This window comes from Microbacterium cremeum, assembly GCF_015277855.1.
Lineage (GTDB): Bacteria > Actinomycetota > Actinomycetes > Actinomycetales > Microbacteriaceae > Microbacterium > Microbacterium cremeum.
In genome coordinates this window covers 3,086,458-3,100,305 of the sequence record NZ_CP063812.1, presented here as the reverse complement: position 1 = coordinate 3,100,305, position 13,848 = coordinate 3,086,458, and the positions used below count along the sequence as shown (strand labels likewise).

The 13,848-nt window shown below is 74.6% G+C and carries 9 protein-coding genes; 4 read left to right on the top strand and 5 right to left on the bottom strand.

Annotated features, from left to right (window positions below):
- Positions 1-570 precede the first annotated feature (570 nt).
- Entirely contained in the window at positions 571-2,334 is a 1,764-nt protein-coding gene (locus IM778_RS13980) for an ABC transporter ATP-binding protein (protein ID WP_194409442.1), read from the bottom strand.
- A gap of 134 nt (positions 2,335-2,468) precedes the next feature.
- On the opposite strand from IM778_RS13980, the gene IM778_RS13975 reads away from it, so the two are divergent.
- The 3 genes from IM778_RS13975 (at position 2,469) to IM778_RS13965 (ending at position 5,397) form a co-directional block, all read left to right on the top strand.
- Positions 2,469-3,224 (top strand): 5-oxoprolinase subunit PxpA, encoded by a 756-nt coding sequence (locus tag IM778_RS13975; protein ID WP_194409441.1) that lies wholly within the window; start codon positions 2,469-2,471, stop codon positions 3,222-3,224.
- 17 nt (positions 3,225-3,241) lie between these two features.
- Entirely contained in the window at positions 3,242-4,966 is a 1,725-nt protein-coding gene (locus tag IM778_RS13970) for a 5-oxoprolinase subunit B/C family protein (RefSeq protein ID WP_194411895.1), read from the top strand.
- A gap of 68 nt (positions 4,967-5,034) precedes the next feature.
- The gene (locus tag IM778_RS13965) at positions 5,035-5,397 is read left to right on the top strand and encodes a group I truncated hemoglobin (RefSeq protein ID WP_194409440.1); all 363 of its coding nucleotides are present in this window, start codon (positions 5,035-5,037) and stop codon (positions 5,395-5,397) included.
- A gap of 28 nt (positions 5,398-5,425) precedes the next feature.
- Here IM778_RS13965 and IM778_RS13960 read toward each other — a convergent pair whose 3' ends face one another.
- Together IM778_RS13960 and IM778_RS13955 are read right to left on the bottom strand one after the other, a co-directional pair.
- Entirely contained in the window at positions 5,426-6,187 is a 762-nt protein-coding gene (locus IM778_RS13960; protein ID WP_228484562.1) for a helix-turn-helix domain-containing protein, read from the bottom strand.
- 8 nt (positions 6,188-6,195) lie between these two features.
- A complete protein-coding gene (locus tag IM778_RS13955; RefSeq protein ID WP_194409439.1) occupies positions 6,196-8,046 on the bottom strand; it encodes an AAA family ATPase in 1,851 nt (616 codons plus the stop codon).
- A 240-nt stretch (positions 8,047-8,286) separates the two neighbouring features.
- On the opposite strand from IM778_RS13955, the gene IM778_RS13950 reads away from it, so the two are divergent.
- Positions 8,287-9,483 (top strand): Ig-like domain-containing protein, encoded by a 1,197-nt coding sequence (locus IM778_RS13950; protein ID WP_194409438.1) that lies wholly within the window; start codon positions 8,287-8,289, stop codon positions 9,481-9,483.
- A 96-nt stretch (positions 9,484-9,579) separates the two neighbouring features.
- On the opposite strand, the gene IM778_RS13945 is transcribed toward IM778_RS13950, so the two are convergent.
- Both IM778_RS13945 and IM778_RS13940 read right to left on the bottom strand, forming a co-directional pair.
- A complete protein-coding gene (locus tag IM778_RS13945) occupies positions 9,580-11,766 on the bottom strand; it encodes a caspase family protein (RefSeq protein WP_194409437.1) in 2,187 nt (728 codons plus the stop codon).
- Between the two features lie 36 nt (positions 11,767-11,802).
- Entirely contained in the window at positions 11,803-13,848 is a 2,046-nt protein-coding gene (locus IM778_RS13940; protein WP_194409436.1) for a DUF7363 domain-containing protein, read from the bottom strand.

The following is a 13,848-nucleotide window of genomic DNA, read 5'->3' as shown; positions in this document are numbered from 1 at the left end:
CGAGGCGTGGGCTCGCCGCGTCGTGGGCTGCGGGGTCCTGGTGCTCCGCAGTCAGTTTCTGCGGTGCGCAGTGGCCGCGAGGCGCGGAATGTGACTGCGGAGCGGAGGGGTGGGCTCGCCGTGTCGTGCGCTCCGCGCTCTGATGCTCCGCAGTCAGGTTCTGCGGGGTGGGGCCGTATGAGGCGCGGAATGTGACTGCGGAGCAGAAGGGGCTGTTGCTCCGCAGTCAGGTTCTGCAGGTTAGGGGCCGAACGAGGCGCGGAATGTGACTGGGGAGCGGAGGGGGCGCGAGGGCAGGGCGCGCGAGGGTAGAGGGCGCGCACAGAGGCGCGCGCGGAGGGGTCGCGAGGGCAGGGCGCGCGCACAGAGGCGCGCGCTCAGGGCGCGCGAGTACAGGGGGCGCGAGTACAGGGCGCGCGAGTACAGAGGGCGAGGGCAGGGCGCGCGAGTACAGAGGGCGAGGGCACAGGGGGCGCGAGGGCGAGGGCGCGCGTGTCGAGCGCGCGTGTGGAGGACGCGCGCGTGTGGAGGGCGCGCGTGTGGAGGACGCACGCGTGGTGGATTCGGGGGTCAGACCGCGATGTCGAGCTCGTTGCCGGGGATCGAGGCCAGCAGGCGCCGCGTGTAGGGGTCGCGCGGGTTGGTGAAGATCTCCTCGGAGGATGCCGCCTCGACGAGTTCGCCGTCCTTCATGACGCATACGTAGTCGCTGATGAGGCGCACGACCGCGAGGTCGTGCGAGATGAAGAGGTAACTGAGGCCGTACTCGCGCTGCAGGTCGCGCAGGAGCGTGAGCACCTGATCCTGCACGAGCACATCGAGCGCCGAGACCGGCTCGTCGCACACGATGAGGTCGGGCGAGAGGGCCAGGGCGCGCGCGATCGCGACGCGCTGGCGCTGGCCGCCCGAGAGCTCCGACGGGTAGCGGCGGAGCATCGCCTGGGGAAGCGCGACGTCGTCGAGCAGCCGGCGCACGCGCGCGGCACGGTCCTTCGCCGAACCGCGCTTGTAGAACTCCAGCGGCTCCGAGATGATCCGCTCGATCGAGAACATCGGGTTCAGCGACGAGTACGGGTCCTGGAAGATCGGCTGCACGCGCTGGCGGAACTCTCGCAGCTGTCGCCCCTTGAGGGTCGCGACGTCCTCGCCGTCGAAGCGGATCGAGCCCTCGGTCGGCTCGATGATCTTGAGCATCATGCGCGCCGTCGTGGTCTTGCCCGAGCCGGACTCGCCCACGATCGCGACCGTCTCGCCGCGGGGGATCGCGAACGACACGTCCTTGACGGCGACGAAGTCCTCCTTCGACCCGCGGACCTGATAGACCTTCGTGAGCCCCTCGACCTCGACGATGTTGTCGACGGTCGCCGCCTCAGCGGGCGCCGCCGCCTCGGGCTGCTCGGCCGCCGGCTCGGAGACCACTGCGGGTGCGGCATCCGGTGCCTGCTCGGCCGGGGCGATGTCGGGTCGGACCGCAGCCGCAGCCGCAGGCCGGAAGACCTCCGGCCGCAGCCGTACGGCCGACACCGACGGCGCGGCCTTGACGAGCGCCTGCGTGTACGGGTGCTGCGGGTCTTCGAGGATCTGCTGCGCGGGCCCCTGCTCGACGATCCGCCCGCGGTTCATCACGACCACGCGCGACGCGCGCTCCGCCGCGAGTCCGAGGTCGTGCGTGATGAGCATGACAGCCGTGCCGCGATCGCTCGTCATGCGCTCGAGCTGGTCGAGGATCGTCTTCTGCACGGTGACGTCGAGGGCGCTCGTGGGCTCGTCGGCGATCAGCAGCTTCGGGTCGCACGCGAGGCCGATCGCGATGAGCGCGCGCTGGCGCATGCCGCCGGAGAACTCGTGCGGATACTGCTTGGCTCGGTCCTCAGCGTGGGGGAGCCCTGCCGCGGCGAGCGTCTCGACGACCTTGCGGTCGACATCCTTGCGGGTCGCGAGCCCATGGGCCAGGAGCGTCTCGGCGATCTGCGAGCCGATCTTGGCGACCGGGTTGAGGTTCGACATCGGGTCCTGCGGCACGAGGCCGATGGAGCGGCCGCGGATCGTGCGCATGACGCTCTCGGGTGCGCCCACGATGTTCTCGCCCTCGAACATGATGCTGCCGTGGGTGACCTTGCCGTTGCCGGGGAGGAGCCCGATGACCGCCATCGCGGTTGTGGACTTGCCCGAGCCGGACTCGCCGACGATCGCGAGCGTCTCGCCGGCGGCGAGGTCGAGGTCGACGCCTTCGACGGCGTGGACGGGGCCGTCGATGGTCTGGAATTCGACGGCGACGTCACGCACCTGGAGCAGCGGCGCTCCGGCCGCGAGACGTTCGTGGGTTCGGGCCATGCGCTCCATCCTGCCTGCTGGCGCCGCGTCTCGCACCGGTGCCGGCCCAGCCTTTACTCATCCGTAACGGGAGCGCGGGATGAGGGTGGGCGAGAGTCGCGGACGGCGCGACCGCGCCGCAGTACCGTGGAGAGATGGCGGCGATCGACCTCAATGCGGACCTCGGCGAGACGGTCGACGGCCGGCCCACGGCCGACGACGAGGCCATGTTCGCCGTGATCTCGAGCGCGAACGTCGCCTGCGGCGGCCACGCCGGCGACGCGACCTCGATGCGGGACGCGGTCGATCGGGCGCACCGGTTCGGCGTCGCGGTCGGGGCGCACCCGTCCTACCCCGATCGCGCGAACTTCGGACGCGTGCCTGTCGCGATCGCCGCGGGGCCGCTGCAGGCCGTCGTCGAAGGGCAGCTCGAGGCGCTCGCCGCGGCGGGCGCCGACGTCCGCTACGTCAAGCCGCACGGCGCGCTCTACCACGCCGTCACCGCCGACGTGCAGATGGCGGATGCCGTGGCCCGCGCCGTCGCGGCGTTCTCGGCACGCGCCGGCCGGCCTCTGCCCCTGCTCGGCCTCGGCGGCCAGTTCGCGCGGGCCGCGGCATCCGTCGGCCTCCCGTTCGTGTACGAGGCGTTCTTGGACCGCGCGTATCTCGCGGACGGAACGCTCGTGCCGCGCACGCAGCCCGGTGCCGTGCTCGATGACCCTGCCGCGGCGGCAGCGCGCGCCGTCCAGCTCGCGCGCGACGGCGTCGTCGAGGCCGCCGACGGCACGTCGATCGCCGTCACGGCGGCGTCGCTGTGCGTCCACGGCGACTCGCCCGCGGCCGTCGCGATGGCGCGCGCGGTGCGCGCGGCGCTGGACGCCGAGGGCGTGGAGGTGCGCGCACCGTGGTGACGGCGATCGTACGGCCGATGGGGGAGCGGGCGTTCCTCCTCGAGGTCGAGGCCCTCGACGACGTGCTCGCCGTGCACGCCGCCCTCGGCGCCTCGCGCCCCGCTGGCGTCGTGGACCTCGTGCCGGCCGCCCGGACGGTCCTGGTGCGGGTCGACCCGCGGCGGCTCGCGGTGTCGTCGGCGCGCACGTGGGCGCTCGGCACGGCCGCCGGGGCCACGCGCGACTCGACCGCGGAAGGGCCGCTCGTCGAGCTCGACGTCGCCTACGACGGCGCCGACCTCGCCGAGACGGCCGCGGTGCTCGGGCTGGACGTCGACGAGCTCGTCGCCCGCCACAGCCGCGCGCAGTGGCGGGTCGCGTTCACCGGGTTCGCGCCGGGGTTCGGGTACCTCGTCAGCGACGACTGGCCGTTCGACGTGCCGCGCCTGTCGTCGCCGCGCACGCGCGTGCCGGCCGGTTCGGTCGGGCTGGCCGGACCCTTCACGGGCGCGTATCCGCGCGAGACGCCGGGCGGCTGGCGCCTGATCGGCACGACCGATGCGCGCCTGTTCGACCCGGATGCGCCCGCGCCCCCGGACCCGGATGCGCCCGCGCCCCCGGACCCGGATGCGCCCGCGCCCCCGGACCCGGATGCGCCCGCGCCCCCGCACCCGGAGGCTCCGCGCGACGCGCCGGCGGCTGGAGAGGGCGGAAGGACCCCTGCCCTTCTCGTCCCCGGCACCCGCGTGCGGTTCCGGCCCCGTGCCACCGTGACGAGATCAGGTGATCTGGCGTACGCAGGAGATTCGGCGCGGAATCCTCCTGCCTCCGCGAGATCACCTGATCTCGCGACAAGCACCGGCACGGTCACGGCCCCGGGCACCGGCACCGGGGCGGGAATCCGCATCGCCGAGCCCGGGCTTCTGGCCACCCTGCAGGATCTCGGGCGGGAGGGCTCGGCATCCGTCGGCGTCGCGGTGTCGGGAGCGCTCGACCGCACGGCGCTGCGCACCGCGAACCGGCTGCTCGGCAATCCCGAGGGCGCGACCGGCATCGAGGTCACGATGGGCGGGCTGCGTGCGGTCGCCGAGGCGGACCTGTGGGTCGCGGTCACCGGCGCATGGGGTCCGCTGCGCCTGGACGGGCGCGAGGTCGACCCGTACCAGGCGCACGAGTGGCGCGCGGGCACCGAGCTGCACGTGGACTGGTTCGCGCACGGCGCCCGCGCCTACGTCGCGGTGCGCGGCGGGTTCGACGGCCGCCTGGTGCTCGGCTCGCGCTCGACCGACCTGCTCGCCGGGCTCGGCCCCGGCCGGCTGCAGGCCGGCGACGTGGTGGGCGTGCGCGCCGATGCGGCGATGCCCATCCCGGCGGTGCCGCCGAGCCCGTGGGGAGCGCCGCACGACGACGAGCTCGAGCTGGAGCTGGCACCGGGGCCCCGCGCCGACTGGTTCGCCGCGCACGCGCTCGGCACCCTCTTCGACACGCTGTGGACGGTCTCCCACGCGGCCGATCGGGTGGGCGCGCGCCTCGACGGCCCCGAGCTCGCGCGCGTGCGCGCCGACGAGCTGCCGAGCGAGGGCATGGTTCCGGGCGCGCTGCAGGTGCCGCCGAGCGGCCGGCCCACGATCCTCCTCGCCGACGGGCCGGTCACCGGCGGCTACCCCGTCATCGCGGTGGTGACGGATGCCGCGCTCGACCTCGTCGCGCAGGCTCGGCCGGGCACTCGCATCCGGTTCCGCCACGCGCGCAGATCTGAGTAGTCGTTGCCTAGGTGAGCAGGTGGCGCGCTCGGATAGTCTGCGAGCGATTCCACAGAACGGAGGACGCCGTGAGCGTGTACGACGAGATCGGGGGCGCCCCCGCAGTGAAGGCGGCGGTCACCGTGTTCTACGAGCGGGTGACGTCCGACCCGGAACTCGCCACCTGGTTCCAGGACGTCGACCTCACGCGCCTGAAGGCGCATCAGCGGGCGTTCCTCGCGGCCGCGCTGGGCGGGCCGGAGCTGTTCACCGGACGGGGACTGGATGCCGCTCACGCGCACCTCGGGATCACGTCCGAGGCCTTCGACGCCGTGGTCGAGCACCTCGCCGTCGCGCTGCACGACCTCGGCACCGACGACGACGTCGTCGCCCGCGTGCGGGAGCGGCTCGATGCGCTGCGCGGCGAGGTCGTGACGGCCGTCTCGGCCTGACGGCACGGCCCGCGGGAGGGACGGCGGCTCAGAGCCGAGCGAGCTCGTGCCGCCCGCTGATGCCGAGCTTGCCGTACACGGACTGCAGGTGGTTGTCGACGGTCCGCGTCGAGAGGAACAGCTTCGAGGCGATCTGCTTCGAGCTCGCCCCCTCGGCGGCCAAGGCGGCGATCTCGCGCTCGCGCCGGGTGAGCGGGGTGAGCTCCTCGGTGAACTTGAGGAGCGGCGTCGCGGCGCCTTCGCAGCGCGCGGCCTCCTCGTCGCTGCGCGCCTGCAGTGCCACGGCGACGCGCTGCTCGCCGTCCGCGCGCGCGACGCGCGCGGCCGAGGCGAAGGCCTCGGCGGCCAGCAGGTGCGCGCCGGAGCGCGACCACTGGTCTCCGACGGCCTCGAGCCCGGCGCGGTCGCCCGCGGCCTCGGCCGCCACGTGGGCCGCCTGGCAGGCGAGCAGCTCGCCGGGATGCGCGGCCGCGAGCCGCGCCAGGGGTGCGGCTGCGGCATCCGCCCCGCCCAGGCGGGCGAGGTGCAGCAGGAACGTGCCCGCGAGGAACACGTGGCCGGATGCGGTCATGGCCTCGGCCTCGCTCAGCAGCAGGCGCCGGGCCGTCGCGGTGTCGCCCTCGGCGGCGGCGATCCAGGCGCGGGCGACGACGCCGCCCGGGCCGGTGTCGACCTCCGCCGGCACCGTCGCGAGCAGCGCGCGGCCCTCGTCGAGGTCGCCGTGCGCGACCAGCACGATGACGAGGCTCGCCAGCGCTGGGATGTAGAGGCTGATCGGTCCGGCGGTCATGGCCCCGCTCATCGTGTCGCGACACCACCGGGCGCTGGTCTCGAGGCGCCCCGCGTCGGCGGCGATCCGCGCCAGCAGGAACTCGATGGAGCGCGACACGATCTCGTCGTCGGCGTCGATCGCCTCGACGAGGGCTTCGGTGGCCGCCCCGCGGGCCTCGTCGACGCGCCCCGCGTGCAGCAGCACCGTCGCGAGGGTGTGGAGCGCGTTCGCGACCGTGTGCCCCGGGATCGCCGCACCCTCGGTCGCCCGCGCGAACTCGAGGGCGGTCCGGGCGGCGGCGATCGCCTCGTCGGTGCGCCGAGGGCGGCGAGCGGCTGCGCGCGCGCCGCGGCGATGATCGCCTGCTCGGCCGGCGAGTCGCCGAAGCCGCCCGCGAGCGCCGAGACGATGCGGTCCGCTTCGGCGGCGTTGTTCGAGTACAGCTCGACGAGCGCGCGCATGAAGTCGAGCGACGGGTCGGGATGCTCTCCCGCGTCGGCGCGGCGCAGCACCTCGAGCGCATCGGCGAGCCCTTCGTGCACGCTGACGTGCGCCATCGCGGTGGTCGCGGCGATCGCCGTCGCGAGCTCTCCCTCGGGGGCCAGCGCGTCGGCCGACCGCAGCACGTCGAGCGACTCGGCGACGCGGCCCATGCGCAGCAGGGCCTCCCCGCGCAGCAGCAGCAGGTCGGGACGCGGGCCGCCCGCGGCGAGGGCTGCCGCCGTCAGCCGCTCGACGGTGCGGTGGTCGCCGGCCTGCCGTGCCAGCCGCGCAGAGCTCGCGAGGATCTCAGGGTCGGCATCCGCCCCCGCCGCGAGCCGCCACGTCACCGCGCGCAGCGCGTCGGCGGCGGTCGCGCCGTCGCCGTCGAGGAGGGCGGACTGCTCGAGCAGCAGGTCGGCGGCGCGCAGACGCGGGACCGCGGATGCCACGACCGCGACGTACTGCGGATGCGACAGGCGCACGTCGAGCCGGTCGCCGATGTGCACCAGGCCCGCGTTCTCGAGCCGCGCCAGCGCCGCCCGGGCGCCCGGCGCGGTCAGATGCGCGGCGCGCAGCTCGCCGCACACGGCGAGCCGGTCGACGACGTCGCGCTCGTCGGCGTCGAGCTGGGCGACGCGGGCGAGGATGAGGTCGCGCAGCGCCGACGACCCCACGGGCGCGCCGGTGAGGTGCCACACGCCGGCTTCCTCGGCCAGCCTGCCCGACTCGAGCGCGCCGACCACCAGCTCGCGCAGGTAGAGCGGGTTGCCGCCGCTCTCGCGGTGCAGATCGCTCGTCGTGCGATGCGCGACGGGGCCGCCGAGCACGGCGGTCAGCAGGTCGCCGATCGTGTCGACGTCGAGCGGTGACAGCTCGACCCGCAGCGAGCGGTCGGGGCTCCAGGTCGACACGAACGGATCGGGCAGCGGATCGCCCGACCGGATCGTCGCGACGAGCCGCAGCGCGTCGACGGCGACGAGCTGGGCGACCAGCGTCGCCGACAGCGGGTCGAGGAGTCCGAGGTCGTCGATCACGAGGAGGCGGGGCGCGGGGCCGCGCGTCTCGAGCGCGTCGATGGCGCGATCCAGCAGCGCGCCGGGGTCGATCGAGGTGTCGGTCAGCTGCGCCCTGCCCGTCGGGAAGAGCGGGAGGAGTGCGCCCAGCGGCACGTGCGACATGATCGCGGTGGCGGAGGCGCGCAGCACGGTCCAGCCCTCGGCCGCGAGCGCGTCGCCCACCGACTCGACGGTGCGGCTCTTGCCGACGCCGGACGCTCCCCACATGAGGATCGTGCGGACGCGGCCCCGCAGACCCGTCGTGGCCCGCGACACCACGGTGTCGCGACCGGTCAGCGGCCAGGGCGCGAACGCCTGCTCGGTGGCTTCCCCGACCATCGGTCCTCCTCGTGGCTCCCCAGCCGCTGAGCGCGATTCTAGGGCCGCAGCGCCCTCGCAGTCATCATCGACGGATGCCGCGTGCCGCGGCATCCGTCGCCGCCTGAGTAGCGCGCCGGCGCAGCTGAGTAGTCGCAGCCCGTCGGGTTGAGCACGCGTCCCCCATCCCGCGGGGAAGCGCGGACGCGAAGGTGGACGACGTGCGGATCCGCACGCCCAGACCTGATGACAAGGAACACCATGAACCTCGCCCCCACGACACCGCGCAGACCCGGCCGGTTCGCTCTGCCGGACGCGATCCGCATCGGCGCCCTCGTCGCCGCTGCCGGCGCCGTCACGGCCTCGGCGCTCGCGGTCGGATTGCCGGCCCGCGCCGACGACGAGCCCGTCGCGGCGAACACGCCGCCCGTCGCCGTCGACGACTACTTCGAGATCCCGTACCAGACCGAGGTGACGCTGTCGCCGTGCGCCAACGACACCGACGCCGAGGGCGATCCCATCGGTGCCGGGTTCGTGCAGGACATCGTCGGAGGCGCCATCGTGGGCGCGAACGGCCAGCTCTGCACGTTCGACTTCGCACCGCACCCCGGGTTCTCGGGCGTCGCCTCCTTCACATACGTCGCGATGGACCGCTGGGACTGGACGATCCAGAGCGCCGAACGGGCGACGGTGACGATCGTGGTCGGCCCGCCCCCGGCCGAGCCCGTCAACACGCTGCCGGTCGCCGCGGACGACGTCGCCTCGACGCCGGTCAACACGCAGCTGACCCTCGTGCACGCCGATCTCACCGCGAACGACTTCGACGCCGAGGGCGATGCGTTGACGGTGTCGGTGCTGGGCGGGGTGTCGCCCGCGCTTCCGGGCGAGAAGTGGCACTCGGACCCGACCGGGATCCGCTACATCCCGCCGGTCGACTTCGTCGGCACGCGCGCTCTCACCGTGCGCGTGTCGGACGGCACCGGCTCGGTCACGAGCCTCCTCACCGTCGACATCGTTCCCGTCGGCGACCCGACGGACCCGACCGACCCGGTCGAGCCCACGGACCCGACGGACCCGACGGACCCGACGGACCCGACGGACCCGACGGACCCCACGGACCCGACGGACCCGACGGACCCGACGGACCCGACGGACCCGACGGACCCGACGGACCCGACGGACCCGACGGACCCGACGGACCCGACGGACCCGACGGACCCGATCGACCCGTTCGAGGCGGGTCCCACGATGCCGACCGAGCCCGTCACTCCCTCGGACGACGAGACCGCGACGACGGACGACCCCGACGGCGCGGATGCCGCGCCGGCAGCGGCCACCGCGCGCGCTCTCGCCGCGACCGGCGCCGACGTCGCCGGGCCCCTCGCCGGAGCCGCCGTGCTCGCTCTGGCCGGTGCGCTCGCGATGACGACCGCCCGGCTGCGGCGCAGCGGGCGCTGATCACGGATGCCGCGGACCGGTGCCCTCGGCCCGGTCCGCGGCATCCGTCGCCCCCGTCCCCGGCCGAACGGGGCGCTGCCGCGAAGCGAGGGCGGATCAGCCCACGCCGTCGTCCTCGAGCAGATCGGCCGTCGCACGCAGGATCGCGACGATCGCCGCGGTGCGCTTGCCCTCTCCGTCCCGATCACGTGCCCCGGCAACCGCGGCTGCGGGCGCCGCGATCGTCACGGCGTCGATCGCGGACGCGAGCAGGGGCCGCGCCGCCAGCACGTCGTCGGCGGTCAGCTGCGGAGTCTGCGTGCGCACGCCGAGCTGTGCGATCACGGCGTCGACGAAGCCGCGGTTGGTGAGCGACTCGCCGCGCGCGAGCACCTGGAGGGCCGCGGCGGTGAACACCCCCTGGCCGTCGCGCTCCATGGCGACCTCGTTGGGAAGGCACGCGCTGATGAGCACCTCGCGGCGGACCGCGGTCGGGCGGTTGTGCGTGGTGTTGCGGCTGCGGGCGGGCTCCGCCGCGATCACGACGTCGCGGGCCCGTTCCCGGCGCTCGTCGCCGGTGGGCACGCCGCGGCTGCGGGCGTAGTCCCGCTCGAGCTCCTTGTCGGGCCGGACCAGGCGCGCCCGTGCGGTCGGCGCGGGCGGAGCAGGGTCGGGACGGCCGCCTCGGTTGGCGGTCCCGGAGTGGCAACTGTCGAACAGCAGCGTGACGGCGACGCCCTCGGGGATGAGGTCCCAGATCTGGGCGAGGTCGTCGTCGATGATGAGCCGGCCCTGGCGGAAGTCCACCGGGCACAGGGCCTCGTCGGTCGGCCCGGCCGCGTCGTCCTCGTCGCCGTCGAGATCGGGCACGTACGTGCCGTGCCCCGCGTACTGGATCGCGACGACGTCTCCGGCCTTCGCCTCGGCGACGATGTCGAGCATGGCGCTGAGGATGCCGGTGCGCGTGGCCTCCGCGTCGAGCATCACGTCCGTGCTGAAGCCCGCCGCGCCGAGCGCCTGCGACCACGCGGTGGCGTCGGCGACGCAGCCGTGCAGCACGTCGCCCAGCTCCTCGTAGGCGTTGACGCCGATGCACAGTGCGCGCTTGGCCGGTGCCGTTCCCCGTGAGCCGCCGCCGGTGTCCACCGGGAGAGGAGGCATCTCGACCTCGCGCGGGCGGGCCGGGAAGGGCGTGACCGTGTCGCCGCCGGTCACCCGCAGCGCGACGGCGGTCATCGTCGGAGGGTCGTTGTCGAACCCGCCGTGGCTGGTCGCGCTGCTGCTGCGCCGAGCGGGGCCGGCGACCGGGCTCAGCACGAGGCGATCGGCGTGGGCGCTGAGGTACTCGACGCTGCGGCGGCTGCCGCGCAGGTACTTCTCCATGCCGAGGATCGCGGCATCCCGTTCCGGCTCGAACGCCCGCGACACGAGGTAGAGCAGAGACTTGCGGTAGAGCGTGAAGCAGTTGTCGTCGCGCTCCTTGGCGTCGGTCATCGTGAACACCGACAGCTCGCCGATACGGTCGTCCTCGGCGGCCTGGAGCAGCGTCTGCTCGAAGGTGTCGACCCGCACCGCCGGCGCGAGCAGCGAGACGGAGTCGAACCTCGGCACCCCCGCCGCGAGCGCGCGGGGCACGAAGTGGGCGTGGAAGATGGATCCGGCGCTGTGCCCGACGGCGTGCACCGTCACGTCGTCGCGGTGCGCCGCGACGAACTTCGCGAGCTCGTCGGCGAGCACGCTCGCTCCGCCGCCGTCCATCGACCCGGCCGCGGCGTCGAGCTTCATGTCGCCCCACACCTGCGTGCCGCCGAGCAGTCGCGCGGCGGCCTCGATGACGCCGTCGGTGTAGTCGGCGAAACCGCGCTTGCCGGGCCGGCGGCGCATGATCACATCCGCGAGCGCGGTGAACAGTCCGCTCTCCCACACCATGTGGATCGGAAAGGCGCCGTTCTCCTTCCACCAGTCGACCTGCGCGTGGGCGGTCGCAAGCCCCGCCGCCTTGTCGACGAGTCCGCCGTGCGCGTAGATCACGATCGGCACGGGCGCCTCGGGGTGCGCCGCGAGGAATGCGGGCAGGTCCTTGGAGAAGATGCGGCGGATGTCGGCTGCCGTCGTGGCGAACTCGGCCACGGTCTTCGGGCGCGCCGTCGAGGTCTTCGCCAGCTCGCCGTCCTCGGTGGCGACGACGTGCGGGCGCAGCGCCGCCAGCTGTGCGGGCGTGAGCCCGCCGCGCGATGCTCCGGTGCCCGCGGCATCCGGGCTCGTCTCTGGCGCCTCGGCGCGCGTGCGTGTGGTGGAGGGCATGTCGGCTCCCGTCGGTCGTGTGCTGGTCTCGGTCGGTCACGGCGTGCTGATCCGTGCGCGCGGATCGGCGAACACGGCGAAGGCGTAGGCGCTGAGATCCCCGGCGTCGCGGCAGGCCGCACGAGCGAGCCGCGTCGCCTGCGCGAGCGGCAGGCCGTCGTCGAGGAGCGCGCGGTAGAGCGTGGTGACGAAGCGCGACGCGACGTCGTCGCGCACCGCCCAGCCGCAGCCGACGAACGCGGCCGCCCCGCCCCGCAGGAACGCCTCGGCGAACCCGCCGAGGCCGGCGGCCCCGGACTGGAGCCGGCCGACGTCGCAGGCGCTGAGGAACACGAACGGGCCGGGCGTCTCGGGCTCGACGATCCCGCGGTCGGGCAGGTCGCGGCGGGCGTCGGTCTCGGCGTAGCTGGAGCCGTCGGGCGCCACCGGCTCCGAGAACGACGCCAGCACGAGTTCCTGGCAGGCCGGGTCGTCGGGACGCCACCGGCCGTGTCCGGCGAAGTGCAGCAGGTCGAACCCGGCCGCGATGCTCGCGCTCAGCTGCCCGCGGTCCTCGGGTGCGGGCGTGATCCCGGTGAAGCGCGCGCGCAGCTCCGCGACCTCCTCGGCGGTGCGTTCGAGCCGCAGCCTCTGGTCGACGTACGCGGGTGAGACGGTGAGCACCCGGTCGGGCGAGACCGTGATGCGCTGCGGATGGGCGGTGTCGTACACGAACCGCACCAGACCGGCGTCGCCCAGGAACAGGGCGGGCGACGCGGCGCCGGGCGGGGCGATGCACACGATCTCCCACGGCAGGTCGACCTCGGCCGAGGTCTGCACGATGAGGCCGTCCAGTTCCCCGCGGTGGCGGCCCAGGAGGGCGCGCACGTCGGGTCCGAGGATCCGCCGCGCCAGCCGTCCGCCGACATCGGCGAGCTTCCCCTCGGCGGCCTTCGCCCGTTCCGCGTCGTCGCGGAAGCCGTCGAGATGCTCACGGATGCCGCGCAGGTCGCGGTACAGGAGGTCGACGAAGCGCGCCTTGTCGCCGAGGTCGGCGCGATGCTCCGCGCGTTCCCCGCCGATCGTCGCCGCCACCCGCAGCGTCGAGCGCCCGCCGGCGATCGACTCGTCCACGCGGATCGTGGGGAGCCCCGCGAGTTCGGCGGGGCGTCCCGCCACGGCGGCACGCGCCGTCCGGGCCGGGGGCTCGGCGTCCGGCTCCCGGGCCGCCGCGACCTCCGCGGTGAGCCGCAGCGTGGCCAGCGGCAGTTCGATCGGCTCCTGCCGCACGATGACCGACACCTCGACCATCCCGGTGTCCAGCGCCGTCAGGCGGAAGACCGCCATCGCCGGCGACCGCCCGGCATCGGGAAGACGGAGCGTGCGGGTGGCGCGCACCCGGCGCGCGAACCGCAGACCGCGGGGCATCACCGTGACGGTGACAGGCCGTGCGGCGTCGATCGCGATCACCGCGTCGTCGTGGGAAGCGCCGGGGGTGGGGGCGAGCGGATCCCGCGACAGCCGCACGCGCACGGCGACCTCCTGCCCGGGTGCGGCACGGGCCGGCATCTCGGCGTCGACGTGCGCGGCGGTCCTCGGCGATTCCTCCTCCGCCGCGGCACCGTCCGGCGCGGCCTCCGCGCCGCCGAGGTCGATCTCCGCCGCGGGCGGGGGAGGCGGCGGTGCGGTCTCCGGCATCCCGTCGTCCGCGCTCGCCTCCGCGCCGCCGGCGCCCATGCCGCCCCGTGAGACCTGGCGCGCGAGCCATTCGATCCCGGCCCACGATCCGCTCACGACCACCGACACGTGGACGCGCTCGCCGGCGGCGAGTCGAACATGGGCGATGCGGTCCGTGCCGTCTCCACTCAGGCGGACGAGCTCCGCGCCGCGCTCGCGGCTCACGATCACGGCGACGTGCCCGCCTTCGGCGCCACGGACCCGGATCGCGGCCACTCCGCCCCGCTCGGACTCGATGACCGCGTCCGCCAGCAGTGCGATGCCCCCGGCGTCGACCGTTCCGGCCGGCGGGATGTCGATCCGCGCGTCGATCCCGGCGCCGTCGATCTCGACGGTGCCGCGCGGCACGTCCGGAACGCGATCCAT